This is a genomic window from Streptomyces sp. NPDC001219 (assembly GCF_053597915.1).
In genome coordinates this window covers 63793-80124 of the sequence record NZ_JBSFJF010000030.1, presented here as the reverse complement: position 1 = coordinate 80124, position 16332 = coordinate 63793, and the positions used below count along the sequence as shown (strand labels likewise).

Genomic DNA, 16332 nt, shown 5'->3' with positions numbered 1-16332 from the left:
CCGGCGCCTCAGGCCGCGTCCGCCTCCGTGCCCTCGTCCGGAGTCTCCGGCCGGAGCAGCCGGTCGGCTATGGCGCGGGCGTGGTCGGACCAGGGGGTGGGGCGCAGCATCTGTGCGTCGATGCGGACGAGCACCCGGTGCCCCTGGGCGTAGGTCTCTGCGCCGTCGGCCGAGCAGAGCCGGAAGCCGTACGTGAGGCCGGTGCGGCCGAGGCGTTCGACCCACAGGTGCGCCGCGTAGTGGCCGGGCCGGGTGACCGGGCGCTCGTAGGAGACGCGCATCTCCTTGATGACATTGCACATGTCACCCGCGGTGGCCCAGTCGCCGTCGAAGCCGAAGCCCTGCTCGTGCCAGTACTCCGCCCAGGCGCGCTCGGCGAGCAGCGGGTAGCGGGAGTTGTGGAGCATGCCGAGCGCGTCGAGGTCGTCGAAGTGGACGGTGACGGGCACCAGCGCGCCGTACGGGACGGTGGTGGCCTGCAGGGGTTCGACGCTCACGGGGGGTGCTCCTGGGTTTCTCGCGCTCAACGGCGCGGTAGGGGCGGAGGGTGCTGTTGCGAGGGGTGGGGCCCGTACGAGGAGCCCGGGCCATGGTAAGCGGCTGCTTAGGGTGCGGTGGACGCCGGGATGCCTGCGGCGGGTGAGCCTCGCCCCGGCTCCGGAGGCAGGCGTCCCTGCCAGGCTGCTGCACAGCGGGCTAACCTCACCCCATGGGCACGGACCTCACCGTCCTGGTCGTCGACTGGGCGCACCTCATGGAGACCGCACCGGACGACCGCCTCAAGGTGCTGCAGGAGTCGGCGTACGCGGATGACGAGAGCGGCGAGGTCGAGGCGGGCTGGGTGTGGCCCGGGGAACCGGACCGGGCCTGGCTGGGCCGGTACGAGTTCGGCGGCACCCTCGGCTCGTACAAGCCCCACTTCTGGGCCACGCAGGCGTGGGAAGACGTCCGGGGCGCCGCCGGGACCACCCTGCGGACCGCGCTGGACGAGTTCCTCACGGGACTGCTCTGGCCGGGCCCTGACGCCGACAGCGATGCCGGGCACGTGGACGACGGGCTCTTCCCGTCCGAGGACGGCCTGTGGCGGCCCGGACCGCTCATCGCCCGCGGCCCCCGGACCGTGGTCCGTCTGCACCGCTGCTGGCAACGGGCCGCCCCCGCCCTGCCGCGCCTGCGGGAGCCGTACGCCCGCCACGCGGCCTGCCCGGGGCGGTGGATCGCGGACTTCGAGGAGTTCACGGCGCTGCTGTCCGGCTGGGCCGAAGTGGTCGACGAAGCCCGGCGACGCCGGTGGGGTCTCATCGGGCTTCCCCTCTGAACCGGCGTCGGAACGCGCCACAGGGCGACGTCCTGGCCGAGTTCCCCGCGTCCAGGGAGACTTGGACGGCACCTGGCGGCCGTCACGGCTGACGGTCTTCACGCGCGAGCGAGTTGCCCGAATCCCGGCCGGCCAGGTCGCTCCTCGCAGTGGACAGCGGACAACGGGACGGAAGGGTAAGCATGGCGAACAGTGCACTCCTCGTGATGGATGTCCAGGAGGACATCGTGGAGATCGCTGACGACGGGTCCGGGTATCTGCCGCGCCTGCGGGGTGCGATCGACGGTGCCCGGGCGGCGGGAATCCCGGTGATCTACGTGGTCATCGGCCTGCGGCCGGGCCACGCTGACGTCAGCCCCCGCAACCGGGTACTCAGCGCCATCGTGCAGGCCGGTCTCTTCACCGAAGGCGCTCCCGGTACCGAGATCCACCACGACGTCACGCCCCGGCAGGGCGACATCGTGGTCACCAAGAGGCGGGCCAGCGCGTTCTCGGGCAGCGATCTCGACGTGGTGCTCAGGGCGCGCGGCATCGACAGCCTCGTTCTCACCGGCATCGCGACCAGTGGCGTGGTGCTGCACACCCTGTGCCAGGCCAACGACCAGGACTTCGGCCTCACGGTCCTGGCGGACGTCTGCCTCGACACCGACCCGGAGGTTCACCGGTTCCTCACCGAGCGGATGTTCCCGCAGTGGGCGGATGTCGTCACGGCCGAGGAGTGGGTCGGCACCCTCGCGCCGTAGGAGGGGAGGGCGCCCCGGCCCGGCGCCGCCCGGCCGCGCCCCGTCCCGCCCCCAAAATATTGCGTCGAACGCGGAGTTGATCCCTGAGAGGGTCGTGGGCGTCCCGTATGCGCCGCGAAAGGAATGCCCATGCCTCGTGCCGTCTCGTTGATTCGCTCCGCGTCGCTGTCCGATGTCGCGGAGTACGCCTACGCGGCCACGGCGCCGGCCGAGGCACGGCTGATTTTCCTCGCGGGTTCCTGTCCGCTGAACGAGGACGGCTCCACCGCGGCGGTCGGGGACGTCGCGGGGCAGGCCGCCAAGGCCGTGGAGAACATGCGGACCGCGCTGGCGGACGCCGGTGCCTCGCTGCACGACGTCATCAGCACCCGCGTGCTCGTCGCCTCCAGCCGCCAGGAAGACCTGGTGACGGCGTGGGAGGTGGTCCGGGACGCGTTCGGTGAGCACGATGCGCCGAGCACGCTGATGGGTGTCACGGTGCTCGGCTACAACGACCAGCTCGTCGAGATCGAAGCCGTCGCCGCGGTGCTCGATTCCTGAACGGGAAGGGCCGACTCAGGGTGGACGCGCGGGCCAGCCGTCACCGGCACACCTGCCCCGGCGGCCCCGCCCGCTCGCGAACCACCGCCCCCGGCCCAGCAGATGCGCCCCTCTCGGGGCGGTGGGACGGTGGTGGGACAGCTCGTACAGCTCATGCCGTGTCCTGGGTGGGGTCAGCCCACGGGTCCGCCGGCGGGCAGTGCGATGCCCTCCCCGCCGGTGCGCGGTCTGTCGGCCCCTGTCTGTGTGCGGCCTGTCGCGGCCCGGGGGTGTGGTGGGTCGCGCGGCCGGTGAGGCTTCCGGTGTACCGGGGCGGGATGCTCCGGCCGGGCGGTCGCGGCACGCACCCGTTCACCGTGGAGGTATCGCCGTGACCGAGAACTACCGAGAAGGCACCCGGGAGAGCACCCTTACCGTGCCGCCCGTGGCGCTCTGCGGAGACCCGAAGGACATCGACGAATTCCTCTGGCACATGGCCCTGGACTGCAAGGAGAGGCAGATCAACGCGTTCTGGCTGGTATCCAGAGGAGTCAAGGGATATCTGCTGGTGGCCACCGACCGCATCAAGGGGATCGAGTGCCCGGACCTCGTGTCGGGCGCGTACTCCAGCAATAATTACTGGCAGGTCGCCGAGGAGCGGGCGGGCTTCTGGTTCGGGCAGCAGAAGTGGGGTGTGGTGGGGCTGGGGGTCAATGCGGCCCCCCACCGTTCGCACGGCCAGTTGCACATCCATATGTCCGCGGTCCGCCAAGGGGTGAAACCCGCGCTCGACATGGCGTACCAGTCGGGCAGGATCGCGAAGGACTGGAAGAACTGGCCCACGTACCTGAACACGGTCACCGGCGAGGACATGAGCGGCAATCCGCAGTCCCGGACCTATCGCGTGGTCCACACGGACAGCTTCAAGACCCTCAATCTCTTCAAGGCCCTCTACGACAATGTCGTGGTCACCCGCAATGAGTCCATGGGCGACCAGACAATGATCGTCATCGAGGCGGGAAACGGTCCGGCCGACGGGTATTACATCCTCAACAGCTGGGACGGCCTTCCCCATCCCTCCACCGCTCCCCAGGGAATCGGGGTCTGCGACAGTCTCCTCATCTGCAAGTGAGTTCGTTTGCACGTGAGTTCACTTGCAGGTGAGTTCATCTGCAAGTGAGACCTGCGCGAGGGCGGACAAACGGCAGGGAGAAGGGAAATGCCGTCCCGTCGGCGTGCGAGGTGTCGCGGGCGCGTCAGTCGTCCCCGTCGGTGGGCTTGCTGTATTCGCCGGTCCCGGCGTCGAGGAGGGGCGTGCCCGGCCGGGCCGCCGCCTTGGAGAGCCAGCGCAGGGAGTGGTAGCCGGTGAGCACGGTGAGCGTGCCCAGCGCGATACCGCTCAGTTCGAAGTTCTCGCCGAACTTCAGTGAGACGCCACCGATGGCGATGATGATTCCGGCCGCGGCGGGAATGAGGTTCAGCGGGACCGAGAAGTCCACCTTGTTCCGCACCCAGATCTGGGCTCCGAGCAGGCCGATCATGCCGTACAGGATGACGGTGATACCGCCCAGCACCCCGCCGGGAATCGCCGCGACCACCGCGCCGAATTTCGGGCACAGTCCGAAGAGCAGGGCGAAGCCGGCCGCCGCCCAGTAGGCCGCGGTGGAGTAGACCCGGGTGGCGGCCATGACGCCGATGTTCTCGGCGTAGGTCGTGGTGGCGGGGCCACCCACCGCGGTGGACAGGACCGTTGCCGTGCCGTCGGCGACGATCGCCACGCCCATCCTGTCGTCCAGGGGGTCACCGGTCATCGCGCCGACCGCCTTGATGTGTCCGGCGTTCTCCGCGATCAGCGCGACCAGGACCGGCAGCGCGACGAGGATCGCGGAGGTGGAGAAGTTGGGTGCGTGAAAGGTGGGAACGCCGATCCAGTCGGCCTTTCCGACACCGGAGAAGTCGATGCGCCAGTGGTCGGTGACCTTGCCCGCGCCGTTGACGGAATGAATCCGTCCCGCGGTGCGGTCGAGAATCCAGGACAGCGCATAGCCGAAGACCAGGCCCAGGAAGATGGCGATCCGCGACCAGAAACCCCGGAGCACGACGAGCGCGAGCCCGGTGAACAGCATCGTCGCCAGCGCCGTCCACTGGTCCTGGGGCCAGTACGTGGACGCCGTCACGGGCGCGAGGTTGAAGCCGATCAGCATCACGACCGCGCCGGTCACCGTCGGCGGGAGCACCGCGTGGATCACCCGCGCCCCGACGACGTGGATGGCGATGCCGCAGCCCGCCAGGCAGGCGCCCACCACGAGCATCGCGCCCGTCAGGGTGCCGGCGTCTCCCCCCTGGCCGGCGATGACGACGGACACCCCCACGAAGGAGAGCGAGGAGCCCAGGTAGCTGGGGATGCGTCCGCGGGTCATCAGCAGGAACAGGGCGGTGGCGACACCGGACGCCATCAGGGCGAGGCTGGGGTCCAGGCCCATGAGGACGGGGGCGACGAAGCAGGCCCCGATCATCGACACCACGTGCTGGGCGCCGAGCGCGATCGTCCGCCCCCAGGTGAGGCGCTCCCCGGGCCGGACCACCTCGCCGGGCTTCAGATGGCGCCCGTCGCCATGCAGTTTCCATCCGAAACCGGCCATGATCACTCTCCACTCCGCGACGCCCTGCACGTCACAGAGCCGAGGTGATTCATAGTCGAACGAATGCTTCTGGACAAACTGACGCCGCGCCCCCACCGCATGCGTACGCGTCACAAGCGGGCGCGCCGCCCATTACCCCGATCCGGTCATCGGGACCACACAAACCTCACTATCCGCATTCCCACTGTCACGCTGGGTGGATGACGACGACTCAGGATCACGGCGGTCCCGGCCGCACGGGCCCGGCCGGGGGAGCCGCGCCCCGCCCGCCGACCGGAGCGGGAGGCGTGGCCGGCCCGCATGTGGCGGAGGTACTGGCGCGGATGCGGGCACTGGCGGCGGGGTTGCCCGCCGAGGACGGGGTGGCGGTCTTCAACGGCGTCTACCTCGCGGTCACGGAGGCGGTGGCGCGGCGTATCGGGGACGGTACGTTCCAGGACCCGGCGGCCGCCGGTGAGCTGGACGTCCGTTTCGCGCGGCGCTACTTCGCCGCGGTGGACGCCGCGTCCGCCGGGCTGCGGCCGCCGGCCTGCTGGCGGCCGCTCTTCCAGCTCCGCCGCCACCCGGGAGTGCGTCCGCTCCAGTTCGCGCTGGCCGGGATCAACGCCCACATCGGCCACGATCTGGCGCTGGCCGTCCTGGACACCTGCCGGGCGCTGGAGTGTGAACCCGCCGCGCTGGAGCAGGACTTCGAGCGGGTCGGCGGGGTGCTGACGAGCCTGGAGGAGCGAATCCGTGAGCTGCTGATGCCCGGCCCCGATGTGCTGGACGTCGCCGATCCGCTGACGCATCTGGTCGGGTCGTGGAGCCTGGACAAGGCCAGGGACGGTGCCTGGGTGGCGGCCAGGGCGCTGTGGGGCGTACGCCGGCTGCCGGAGGTGGCGGAGGAGCTGACCGAGCGGCTGGACGCCGGGGTGGGCCTGGTCGGGCGGATGCTGCTGACTCCGCTGCCCGGCTGAACGGCGTCCCGGGCCTCCCCTGGCCCGACGTCTACCGCTCGGTCGCCGACCCGCTGGTGACCCTGACCCTGGCCGCGGCCGCCATTTGGTGGCCACGCTGCCCGCCGCGCGCGGCAACGGTGCGGCTGCCACCACCGCACCGCAGATCCGCCCACCCGCCAACAGTCCTCAGTCCTCCGGCAGTTCGACCGGGGCTATCTCGTCGTACACATCGCCCGGACCCGGGTTGGTGGTGTCCGTCGCCCCGCCGAAGTGGTGCATCACGCCCCACACCGCGTTCAGGGCGGTCTGCACCGCGCCCTCGGCCCAGCCGGCCGTCCAGGAGATGTCGTCGCCGGCGAGGAAGAGGCCGCGCTTGTCCGCGGGCAGGCGGTCCTGCATGAAGTGGGTGAACAGCCGCCGCTGGTAGCGGTAGTGGCCGGGCAGGTTGGCCTTGAACGCGCCCATGAAGTAGGGCTCGTTCTCCCAGGAGACGGTGACCGGGTTGCCGATGATGTGCTTGCGGATGTCGACCTTCGGATAGATCTCGCCGAGCGACTTCAGCATGACCTCCATCCGCTCGTTCACGTCCAGCGGCAGCCACTTGAGGCTGTCGTCGCACCAGGTGTAGGAGAGGCAGATGACGGCGGGTTCGTCCGGTCCGTTGTCGAGCAGGTACGTCCCGCGGGTCATCCGGTCGGTCAGCGTCATCGACATGACGTCCCGCCCGGTCTCCTCGTCCTTGTCCAGCCAGAAGGGGCGGTCGACGGGGACGAAGAGCTTGCTGGACTCCATGTAGTGGGTGCGCTCCATCGCCGTCCAGTGGTCGATGGGGAACAGCGAGTCATCGCACGCGATCTTGCTCAGCAGCATCCAGGACTGCGCGGTGAAGACGGCCGCCTCGTAGGTGCGGATGTCGCCGTGGGCGTCGGTGACGGTGATGTGGTTGCCGGCGGTGCGGTGCAGGCGGGTGACCGCGGGCCGGGGCGTGCCGTCGTGCAGCGAGGACAGCGAGGTGCCCGGCGCCCAGTGCACGATCTTCTGCGGCTCGCGCTCCCACAGGCGCAGCGGCAGCTGCTGGCTGCCGCCGACGATGCCGCGGTGGTGGTCGTCGGCCTCGGTGTAGACGACCCGCAGGATCTCCAGGATGGAGTTGGGGAAGTCGGTGTCCCAGCCGCCGGTGCCGAAGCCGACCTGGCCGAAGATCTCCCGGTGGCGGAAGGACTTGAAGGCGGTCGAGTCGCAGAGGTAGCCGTAGAAGGTCTGGTTGTCGAGCTTCTCGACGAGCCGGGACCAGATCTCGCGGATGCGCGGGACGTCGCGCTCGCGGATCGCCTGGTTCATGTCGGAGAAGTCCGCGCCCTCTTCCAGACAGGCGTTCCAGGCGTCCATGACCTGGTGGTAGACCTCGGGCAGGTCGTCGACGGTGCGGGCGTAGTGCGACTCGCCCTTGAGGTCGACGACGGTCGACGGGGTGTCCGCCGCCAGCGGGTTGGGGAACGGCTCGGTCGCGAGGCCCACCAGGTCGATGTAGTGCTGGAGCGCCGTCGAGGACGGCGGGAAGCGCATCGCGCCCATCTCGGCGGTCAGGCCCGCGGCGTCGGCCGGGGTGCCGTCGAAGCCGACGGTCCGCAGCCGGCCGCCTATCTGGTCCGCCTCGTAGACGACGGGCCTGAGGCCCATCTTCATCAGCTCATAGGCGGTGATGATGCCGGAGAGGCCGCCGCCGATGACCGCGACCTCCTTGCCGTGCTCGGTCGCGGGGACCTGGCCGAGGCCCGCCGGGTGGGCGAGGAAGTCGTCGTAGGCGTACGGGAAGTCCGGGCCGAACATGGTGATCGGCGGCTGGGCATCCGCGTGGTGGGCGGCGGTGGGCACCGTGGACGTCATCGGGGACGGGCTCCTTGCAGACAGGGCACAGCAGGCAGGGCGGCTCGGGCCGGGTGGGCCGGCCTGCGGCGGATCGGTGGGGGGTGTGGGGCGGGGTCAGGTCACGTCAGCGGGCCGTACAGCTCGGGCCGGCGGTCGTGCAGATACGGGTTGTCGGCCCGGGACTCCTTGAGGAAGGCGGCGTCGACCTCGGCCCGGACCAGCTGCTCGGTGCGGCCGGCACGGGTGCGGACCACCCCGTCCGGGCCGGCCAGGCAGCTGAGGCCGACGAACTCGAACTCACCTTCCGTGCCGACCCGGTTGACGTACGCCACGTACATCTGGTTCTCGAAGGCGCGGACCGGAATGACGGACTCGGCGACGAACTGGAAGGGGTGCATCTGCGCGGTGGGCACCAGCAGCAGATCGGTGCCGGCCAGTGCGTGGGCCCGGACGTTCTCCGGGAACTCCACGTCGTAGCAGATCATCACGCCGATCCGGAGCCCGGCCAGCTCGGCCTGGACGACGGCCCGCCCCCCCGGGGTGAACCACTCGCGCTCGAAGCAGCCGAAGAGGTGGGTCTTGCGGTAGTTGGCGAGGCGCTCGCCGTCCGGGCCGATGAGCTGCGCCGAGTTGTAGACAGCGGCGCTGTCGTCCTCGTCCTGCGCGGCGCGCTCGGGGTAGCCGTAGAGCACCGCGATGCCGTGCTCGGCGGCGATCTTCCCGACGGCGCGGGCGCTGTCGCCGTCGGCGGGCTCCGCGAGGCGGTGGACGTCACCGCCGATGGCGTAGCCGGTCAGGAACAGCTCAGGGCAGGCGAGGAGCCCGGCGCCGGTCGCCGCGGCCTCGCGGGCGGCGTCCTCGATCACCCGCAGGTTGTGCGCGACATCGCCGGGCCGTCCCGAGCTCTGGAGCAGGGCGGTGTGCAGCGACGTCATGGGACCCCTCGGCGGGACGGTGCGGGCGGACGCATTGACGGTACGGTCCGCCGGTGATCCGGGACAAGGCGCCACCGTTGCGCGCCGAGGAGTGATTCATTGCGCTTTCAAGCGGCTGTGCGGTGATTCGTTGCGCCCGCGCGGGGCACCGGGCCGGACGGCTGCGCCGCTGGTGGCAGGGGTCCCGCCCGATGCCGGTGTGGTCCGGCCGTGGTGCGGGCGTCCGGTCGTTGCCGTCGGGGACTGATGATCAATAGGTTCGGGGCAGCGCGGTTTCGTTGTGCGCTGACCCGGAACAGGAGCGGTGATGGCGGCGATGCGGGCGGTTCCCCTTAAGGGCGGACCGGTGGAGCTACGGGGTGCGCTGGACCTGGAGGTCACACCGGCGGGGGTGCTGCCGCGGCGGTTGCCCGAGTGGACCAAGGAGCAGTACCAGGACCCGTCGGTCCACGGGGTGACCCTGATGCCGTCGGGGGTGCGGCTGGTGTTCCGCACCGACGCGCGTGAGCTGGAGCTCGACGTGCTCACCTCCACGGGGCAGCTCGACACCGACGCCGGGCCCCAGCCGACCGGCACGCTGGAGCTGCTGGTGGACGGCGCGCCGGCCGGGCGCCGGCAGGCGCCGGTGGGGAACGTGGTGCGGATGGCGGAGCCGGGGGCCGAGCAGCGGATGGTCCCGGGCGAGCCGGGGACCGTACGGTTCACCGGGCTGCCGGACGGCATGAAGACCGTGGAGCTGTGGCTGCCCCAGCAGACGCCCACGGAGCTGGTCGCCCTGCGCGCGGACGGTGAGGTGCTGGCGCCGCTGCCGGACGGGCGGCGCCGCTGGGTGCACCACGGGAGTTCCATCAGCCACTGCCTGGAGGCGGACGGACCGACCGGCACCTGGCCGGTGGTGGCGGCCGCGCTCGGCGGCGTGGAGGTGATCAACCTCAGCCAGGCGGGCAACGCCGTGCTCGACCCCTATGTCGCCCGGACGATCCGGGACCTGCCCGCCGACCTGATCAGCCTCAAGGTGGGCATCAACATCGTGAGCCTGGCGGCCTTCCGGCTGCGGACGTTCGGCCCGGCGGTGCACGGCTTCCTGGACACGATCCGGGAGGGGCATCCGGACACCCCGCTGCTGGTGATGTCCCCGGTGAGCTGCCCGGTCCTGGAGGAGACCCCCGGCCCGACGACGATCACCCCGGACGGGAAGCTCGCCGCCCTGGGTGATCCGGCCGATGTGGCGAGTGGCGCGCTGTCGCTGGCGGTGGTCCGTGCCGAACTGGCCCGGATCGTGGCGGCCCGGCGGGCACACGACCCCCACCTCCACTACCTCGACGGACGCGAGCTGCTCGGCCCGGACGAGACGGATGACCTGGCCGACGGGCTGCACCCCGGCGCGGCCGCGTACCGCCGGATGGGCAAGCGCTTCGCGGCGCACGCGTTCGCGGACGACGGGCCCTTCCGGTGAGCGGTCTCCCCTCCGTGTGAGCCGGCGCGGGCGACCTGCTCCGGCGGTAGGGGAGGCCCGGCGGCCCGGCGCGCGCCTCCCGCGTGCGCCCCGGGCCGCCGGTCAGCGTCCGGGGGTCAGATTGGCGGTCATCCGGTCGAGGACGGTCACCGTACGGACGTAGTCGTCGTCGGTCAGCCCGCGCATCAGGCGGGCGCGGGCCGCACCGATCAGGCTCGCGGCCTCGGCATGGGCCCGCCGGCCGGCCGCGGTGAGGGCGAGGGTGTCCCCGTCGGCGGTGAGCAGGTCGCGGGCGAGCAGGGCGCCCGCGACCTCGTCGAGGGTGGGTGATCCGGTCTCCCAGAAGGGCTCCAGCAGCCGGCTCAGCACCGGCCGGGCGAGCGGCCCCTGGAGCGCCAGGCTGTTGAGCACCTGCCAGTCGCGGCGGGTCAGCCGGTGCGTGGACAGGGTGCGCGCGAAGTCCGCGTCGATGAGGGCGTCGAGGGCCTTGAGGTAGTGGCCGAGGGGCTTCAGCGGGCCGGTCATGAGGGCTGCCTCCGGGAGGGGTCCAGGCTGGGCGCGGACAGATACATGCACCATGACAAGTACTTGTCTCCGAGTATTCTTCTCTCCCGGGCAAGGGGCAAGGCCTTTACGGCGAGCGGAGCGGCCGGGTAAGCGAGTTGCGGGGTATGACCGGGACCGGCGGGACGGAGGGCACGCGGATGCCGAAGACGGTGCGGGACGAGGACCAGGACCCGACGGGCGGCGGCGGGGACGCGGAGGTCGCGGCGATCGAGCGGGCCATGGTGGCCCTGCGCCGGAGCGCCGCCCGCCGGACGCTGGCGCGAAGGGCGGCGCGGCAGGGCGGGCGACCGGTGCCGGAGGGGGCCGCGTTCGAGGTGCTGGATGTCGTGGAAGCGGCCGAGGAGCGCGGGGAGCCCGCGGGGGTGCGGGAGGTGGCGGACGCGCTGCGGGTGGACCAGCCGCGGGCGAGCAAGCTGGTGGCGGCCGCCGTGCAGGCCGGTCACCTCCGCCGTGAGGCCGATCAGGCGGACGGCCGGCGCACGCTGCTGACCGTGACGCGGGACGGCCGGGAGCTGCTGGAGGCGGCGCACCACTTCCGCCGGTCCGCGGTGGCGCGGGTGACCCGGGACTGGCCGGCCGCCGAACGCGCCGCGTTCGCCCGGCTGTTCACCCGCTTCATGGACGATTTCGACGCGGTGCACGGGCCCTCCGGGGAGGACTGACCGGCCGTCAGGAACGGCGGCCCGGGGGCGGTCAGCCCTCTCCGGGCGGCACGTCCCGTACGGACTCCAGCACCGTCTCCCGCACCAGCCCGCGCAGCCAGCGGTGCCCCGCGTCGGCCTCCTGGCGCGGATGCCAGGCCATCTCCAGCTCCGTCGGCGGCAGTTCGAGCGGGATCGGCAGCGTGCGCAGGCCCAGGCCGCGGACCGTCGCCGCCCCGGCGCGCTCGTTGGCCAGGCCCACCGCGTCGCTGTCACGGACCATCATCAGCGAGGCGGCGAAGGTCGGGACGGTGGCGATCACCCTGCGCCGCAGTCCGTGTGCCGCGAGCGCCGCGTCGACGGGCCCGGTCAGCCGGCCGCGGCGGGAGAAGTTGAGGTGCGCGGCGTCGGCGAAGCGGCGCACGGTGAGTGTCCCGTTGGTCAGCGGATGGCCCTCGCGCACCACCGCGACCTTCCGGTCGGTGAACAGCGCCTCCCGGCGGATCTCCGGTTCGGGGCTGTCGATGACGCCGAGTTCCAGGTCCGCTGCGCCGTCCCGCAGCAGCGGCACATCGATATGGCTCTCGCCGAGAAAGCGCAGCACGACCTGCGGCGCTTCCCGGGCGGCGCGGGCGACGAGGCGCGGACCGACGGAGGTGACGAAGAGGTCGTTGGCGTTGACGGTGAACACCCGGGCCAACTGGGCCGGGTCGGCCGGCGCGGACGGGGCCAGCACGCCGTGTGCCGCCGCCACCAGCCGCCGCACCTCGGCCCGGATCTCCAGGGCGCGCGGGGTGGGCACCATATGGCGGCCGGCACGCACCAGGACGGGGTCGCCGGTGGTGCGGCGGATACGGCCGAGGGCGCGGCTCATGGCCGGCCCGGAGAGCCCGAGCCGGTCGGCGGCCGCGGTCACACTCTGCTCTTCGAGCAGGGCGTCCAGTGCCGTCAGCAGGTTGAGGTCGATGTTTGCGTTTCGCGCAATCATGGAGTGCACACCTTGCATTTGAGGTCAACTGCAAGGGACCTTAGCGTCCCGCCCATGACCTCCACCGCTTCCCTTCCCAAGTCCCCGCCCGCGCCCGGCGGCATCCGGGCCCGTCCGCGCTCGGTGACGGCCGCGATGTGTGCCTGTGTGCTGGTCGCGCAGTCGCTGGTGGCCGCGATGAACCTCGCGATACCCAGGATCGCCGCCGGCGCTCTGCACCCCTCCCCCGCCCAGCTGTTGTGGATCGTCGACACCTATGTGCTGGTCTTCGCGGGGCTGTTGATCCCGGCGGGTGCGCTCGGGGACCGGGTGGGCCGCAAGGGGGTGCTGCTCACCGGGCTCGGCGTGTTCGCCGCGGGCGCGCTGCTGAGCGCGCCGGCGACCACGCTGCCGGTGCTGCTGGCGGGCCGGGCGCTCTCCGGCGCGGGCGCCGCCCTGCTGGTCCCCGCGACCATGGCCGTGCTGCTGCACACCGCCCCGCCCGACCGCAGGGCCGGGGCCGTCGCCGCCTGGAGCACCGCGATCGGCATCGGCGGGCTGGCGGGCAACGCGGGCGGCGCGCTGATCCTGCAGTTCCTGCCGTGGCAGGGGCTGTTCTGGGTGTACGTGCCGCTCGGCCTGGGCCTGCTGGCCTGGGTGGCGGCGGCCGCGCCCCGGGTCCCCCGGCAGACCGCGGCGCTCGATCTGCCCGGTTCGGCGCTGCTGGTCCTGGGCGCGGCGGCGCTGCTCTTCGGCGTCATCGAGGGCCCGGGGCGGGGCTGGTCCTCGGCCCCGGTGACCGGCGCCTTCGCCCTGGCGCTGGTGGTGTTCGCGCTGTTCGTACGGCACGGGCTGCGGGCCGCGCACCCGGTGCTGGACCCCCGGCTGTTCCGGCTGCCGAGGCTGCTCGCCGGCAGCCTGGGCATCGCCGGCACCTTCTTCGGGATGTTCGCCCTCTTCTACGTCAACGCCCAGTTCCTGCAGTACGTGAAGGCGTACTCGCCGCTCCGGACGGGCTGTGCGATCGCGCCGCTGGCCCTCGGGATGATGGCGGTGACGCGGTACGGCCTGCGCTGGGCACGGCGCGCCGGTGAGGCCAGGACGGCCGGTACGGGACTGGCGCTGGTCGCGGCCGGTCTGCTGCTGCTCGCCACCGCGGACGCCGGCACCCCCTACCTCTGCTACCTGGCGTTTCTCCTGGTGATGGCGGCCGGTGCGGGGCTGGCGACGCCGACGCTGTCGCAGGCGATCGTGGCGTCGGTACCGGCCCACCGCTCCGGGATGGGGTCCGGACTCCAGGGCGCGGCACGGGAGTTGGGCGCGGCGCTGGGGATCGCCGTGGTGGGCACCGTGCTGTCGGTGCGCTTCGCCTCGGGGACCGGGCACGGTGCCGCGACGGCCGCCGCGTTCACCGAGGCCACGGCGCTGGGCTACCGGATCGCGGCGGGGGTGGTGCTGGCGGTGGGCTGCGCCGTGGTGTGGGGCCTGCGGACCGGTGCGCGGGCCGGGCGGAACGGGTGCTGAGCCGGGGCCCCGCAGGCCATCGGGTGCGGGGCCGTCAGCCCGGCGCCCCCGAGCTGTAGCGCCGCAGCAGCGGCGAGAGGACCAGCACGGACTTGGTCCGCTCCACGAACGGCTCGCCCGCGATCCGCTCCAGCACCCGCTCGAAGTGCCGCATGTCGGAGGCGAAGACCTGGACGACGGCGTCCGCCTCACCGGTGACGGTGGAGGCGGACGCCACTTCCGGGTAGCGCGACAGGCCGCGGTGGATCGCCTCGGGCGAGGTGTTGCGGCGGCAGTAGATCTCGATGAACCCCTCGGTCTCCCAGCCGAGCGCGGCCGGGTCGACCCGTACGGTGAATCCGGTGATCGCGCCGTCCGCCCGCAGCCGGTCCACCCGGCGTTTGACGGCCGGTGCGGAGAGCCCGACCTCCTGGCCGATATCGGCGTAGCTGCGGCGGGCGTCCGCGGCGAGGGCGTGGACGATGCGTTCGTCGAGGTCGTTCAGTCGCACTGCGGGTGGATCACTTCTCTGCGGTGGCCAATCGGGAGCGGCGCATGCCGTATCCGAAGTAGACCACAAGGCCCACGACCATCCAGACACCGAAGACCACCCAGGTCACGGCGCCGAGGCTGCCCATCATGTAGAGGCACAGCAGGAAGCCGATCGCCGGGAAGAGCGGCGAGAGCGGGGTGCGGAAGCTGCGCGGCATGTCGGGCCGGGTCCGGCGCAGCACGATCACCGCGATGTTGACCAGCGCGAAGGCGAACAGGGTGCCGATGCTGGTGGCGTCGGCCAGCTCGCCGAGCGGCACCGCGGCGGCGAGCACGCCGCAGAACAGCGAGACGATCACGGTGTTGGCGCGCGGCGCACCGCTCTTCGGGTGCACCTTGGAGAACACCTTCGGCACCAGCCCGTCCCGGGACATCGCGAACAGGATGCGGGTCTGGCCGTAGAGCACGGTCAGCACGACACTGGCGATGGCGACGACCGCGCCGAAGGCGAGCAGCACGGCCCACCAGCTCTCGCCGGTGACCGCCTTCATGATCCCGGCGAGCGCGGCCTCCGAGCCCTCGAACTTCTTCCAGGGCATCGCGCCCACGGCGATCGCCGCGACCAGGCAGTACAGCGCCGTGACGATCACCAGCGAGAGCATGATCGCGCGCGGCAGGTCCCGCTGCGGGTTCTTGGCCTCCTCGCCCGCGGTGGAGGCGGCGTCGAAGCCGATGTACGAGAAGAACAGGGTGGCGCCGGCGGCGCTGACGCCCGCCATGCCCATCGGGAAGAAGTTCGCGTAGTTGCCGGAGCGCACGCCCTGGACGGCGACGCCGCAGAACAGCAGCAGCGCGGCGATCTTGACGACGACCATGATCGTGTTGGCCCGGGCGCTCTCCTTGGCGCCGCCCAGCAGGAACACCATCGCCAGCAGCACGACCAGCAGGGCCGGCAGGTTGAAGATGCCGCCGTCGCCGGGCGGCTGGGACAGCGCGTCCGGGATGGTGAAGCCGAAGACGCCGTTGAGCAGCTCGTTCAGATACTGGCCCCAGCCCACGGCGACGGCCGCGACCGAGACGCCGTACTCCAGGATCAGGCACCAGCCGCAGACCCAGGCGACCAGCTCACCGAGGGTGGCGTAGGCATAGGAGTAGGACGAGCCGGAGACCGGGATGCTGCCGGCCAGCTCCGCGTAGGACAGCGCGGAGAACAGCGCGGTGACACCGGCGAGCACGAAGGCGAGGATGACCGCGGGCCCGGCGTCCGGGACGGCCTCGCCGAGGACCACGAAAATGCCGGTGCCGAGGGTGGCGCCGATGCTGATCATGGTCAGCTGCCACATACCCATCGACCGGCGGAGCGTTCCCCCTTGGCCCTTGCCGCCCTCGGCGACCAGCCGCTCGACGGGCTTGCGCCGCATCAGCCGAGTGGCCATGCCCCCTGACGAGGGGGGCGGGGGGTCGCTGTCCCCTGCGGGCGGGGCTGCGCCGTGCTCCAACACTGGGGTGGCTCCTTTATCGCTGCCGATCAGAATGACGGGTACGGATGGCGGCGACCGGCAGCGGTCGGTACAAGGGCATGCCGAAGCACTCCGTAGCAGGAGACCGCCGAGCAGGCGGACTCCGCCACTCCACGTACAGCGCTTGACCTTACGGCCCGCCGCTGACCTGCCGTAATGCAGGTTCCTTGCGCAACAGTGCACGATTGTTGCGCACCGGCACGGCGGGCGGTCGTTCGT

At 71.8% G+C, this 16332-nt stretch carries 16 protein-coding genes; 8 read left to right on the top strand and 8 right to left on the bottom strand.

Translation table 11 applies throughout. The features are described from left to right. Positions 1 to 8: 8 nt before the first annotated feature. Complete coding sequence (locus tag ACWC9R_RS20585; RefSeq protein ID WP_450733415.1) at positions 9 to 497, bottom strand: acyl-CoA thioesterase; 489 nt, start codon at positions 495 to 497, stop codon at positions 9 to 11. 212 nt (positions 498 to 709) lie between these two features. Between ACWC9R_RS20585 and ACWC9R_RS20580 the strand changes: the two genes are divergently transcribed. From ACWC9R_RS20580 to ACWC9R_RS20565, 4 genes are all read left to right on the top strand, one after another. After that, complete coding sequence (locus tag ACWC9R_RS20580) at positions 710 to 1318, top strand: hypothetical protein (protein ID WP_450733414.1); 609 nt, start codon at positions 710 to 712, stop codon at positions 1316 to 1318. A gap of 182 nt (positions 1319 to 1500) precedes the next feature. Next, positions 1501 to 2061: a cysteine hydrolase family protein gene (locus tag ACWC9R_RS20575; protein WP_450733412.1), complete on the top strand. Its 561-nt coding sequence runs from the start codon at positions 1501 to 1503 to the stop codon at positions 2059 to 2061. Positions 2062 to 2190: 129 nt separating this feature from the next. Then, positions 2191 to 2601 carry a RidA family protein gene (locus ACWC9R_RS20570; protein ID WP_450733410.1) on the top strand — a complete coding sequence of 137 codons (411 nt, stop codon included), beginning with the start codon at positions 2191 to 2193 and terminating at the stop codon, positions 2599 to 2601. Between the two features lie 424 nt (positions 2602 to 3025). After that, positions 3026 to 3712: a CDP-diacylglycerol diphosphatase gene (locus ACWC9R_RS20565; RefSeq protein WP_450733408.1), complete on the top strand. Its 687-nt coding sequence runs from the start codon at positions 3026 to 3028 to the stop codon at positions 3710 to 3712. Positions 3713 to 3836: 124 nt separating this feature from the next. On the opposite strand, the gene ACWC9R_RS20560 is transcribed toward ACWC9R_RS20565, so the two are convergent. Further along, positions 3837 to 5222, bottom strand: a complete 1386-nt coding sequence (locus ACWC9R_RS20560) for a uracil-xanthine permease family protein (RefSeq protein ID WP_450733406.1) — start codon at positions 5220 to 5222, stop codon at positions 3837 to 3839. 200 nt (positions 5223 to 5422) lie between these two features. On the opposite strand from ACWC9R_RS20560, the gene ACWC9R_RS20555 reads away from it, so the two are divergent. Continuing rightward, a complete protein-coding gene (locus ACWC9R_RS20555; protein WP_450733404.1) occupies positions 5423 to 6181 on the top strand; it encodes a DUF5995 family protein in 759 nt (252 codons plus the stop codon). A 168-nt stretch (positions 6182 to 6349) separates the two neighbouring features. Here ACWC9R_RS20555 and ACWC9R_RS20550 read toward each other — a convergent pair whose 3' ends face one another. Both ACWC9R_RS20550 and ACWC9R_RS20545 read right to left on the bottom strand, forming a co-directional pair. Further along, a complete protein-coding gene (locus tag ACWC9R_RS20550) occupies positions 6350 to 8050 on the bottom strand; it encodes a flavin monoamine oxidase family protein (RefSeq protein WP_450733402.1) in 1701 nt (566 codons plus the stop codon). A 101-nt stretch (positions 8051 to 8151) separates the two neighbouring features. Continuing rightward, the gene (locus tag ACWC9R_RS20545; protein WP_450733400.1) at positions 8152 to 8967 is read right to left on the bottom strand and encodes a carbon-nitrogen hydrolase family protein; all 816 of its coding nucleotides are present in this window, start codon (positions 8965 to 8967) and stop codon (positions 8152 to 8154) included. Positions 8968 to 9283: 316 nt separating this feature from the next. On the opposite strand from ACWC9R_RS20545, the gene ACWC9R_RS20540 reads away from it, so the two are divergent. After that, positions 9284 to 10423 (top strand): GDSL-type esterase/lipase family protein, encoded by a 1140-nt coding sequence (locus ACWC9R_RS20540; protein ID WP_450733440.1) that lies wholly within the window; start codon positions 9284 to 9286, stop codon positions 10421 to 10423. 102 nt (positions 10424 to 10525) lie between these two features. Here the strand turns inward: ACWC9R_RS20540 and ACWC9R_RS20535 are convergent, their stop codons facing one another. Further along, positions 10526 to 10948: a MarR family winged helix-turn-helix transcriptional regulator gene (locus ACWC9R_RS20535; RefSeq protein ID WP_450733398.1), complete on the bottom strand. Its 423-nt coding sequence runs from the start codon at positions 10946 to 10948 to the stop codon at positions 10526 to 10528. 179 nt (positions 10949 to 11127) lie between these two features. Here ACWC9R_RS20535 and ACWC9R_RS20530 point away from each other — a divergent pair, with 179 nt between their 5' ends. Continuing rightward, complete coding sequence (locus ACWC9R_RS20530; RefSeq protein ID WP_450733397.1) at positions 11128 to 11652, top strand: MarR family winged helix-turn-helix transcriptional regulator; 525 nt, start codon at positions 11128 to 11130, stop codon at positions 11650 to 11652. A 31-nt stretch (positions 11653 to 11683) separates the two neighbouring features. Here ACWC9R_RS20530 and ACWC9R_RS20525 read toward each other — a convergent pair whose 3' ends face one another. Continuing rightward, positions 11684 to 12619 carry a LysR family transcriptional regulator gene (locus ACWC9R_RS20525; RefSeq protein WP_450733395.1) on the bottom strand — a complete coding sequence of 312 codons (936 nt, stop codon included), beginning with the start codon at positions 12617 to 12619 and terminating at the stop codon, positions 11684 to 11686. A gap of 54 nt (positions 12620 to 12673) precedes the next feature. On the opposite strand from ACWC9R_RS20525, the gene ACWC9R_RS20520 reads away from it, so the two are divergent. Beyond that, positions 12674 to 14122 carry an MFS transporter gene (locus ACWC9R_RS20520; protein ID WP_450733393.1) on the top strand — a complete coding sequence of 483 codons (1449 nt, stop codon included), beginning with the start codon at positions 12674 to 12676 and terminating at the stop codon, positions 14120 to 14122. Positions 14123 to 14156: 34 nt separating this feature from the next. Here the strand turns inward: ACWC9R_RS20520 and ACWC9R_RS20515 are convergent, their stop codons facing one another. Together ACWC9R_RS20515 and ACWC9R_RS20510 are read right to left on the bottom strand one after the other, a co-directional pair. After that, positions 14157 to 14612 (bottom strand): Lrp/AsnC family transcriptional regulator, encoded by a 456-nt coding sequence (locus tag ACWC9R_RS20515; RefSeq protein WP_362602384.1) that lies wholly within the window; start codon positions 14610 to 14612, stop codon positions 14157 to 14159. 10 nt (positions 14613 to 14622) lie between these two features. Further along, positions 14623 to 16095 carry an amino acid permease gene (locus ACWC9R_RS20510; RefSeq protein ID WP_450733391.1) on the bottom strand — a complete coding sequence of 491 codons (1473 nt, stop codon included), beginning with the start codon at positions 16093 to 16095 and terminating at the stop codon, positions 14623 to 14625. Positions 16096 to 16332: the final 237 nt, after the last annotated feature.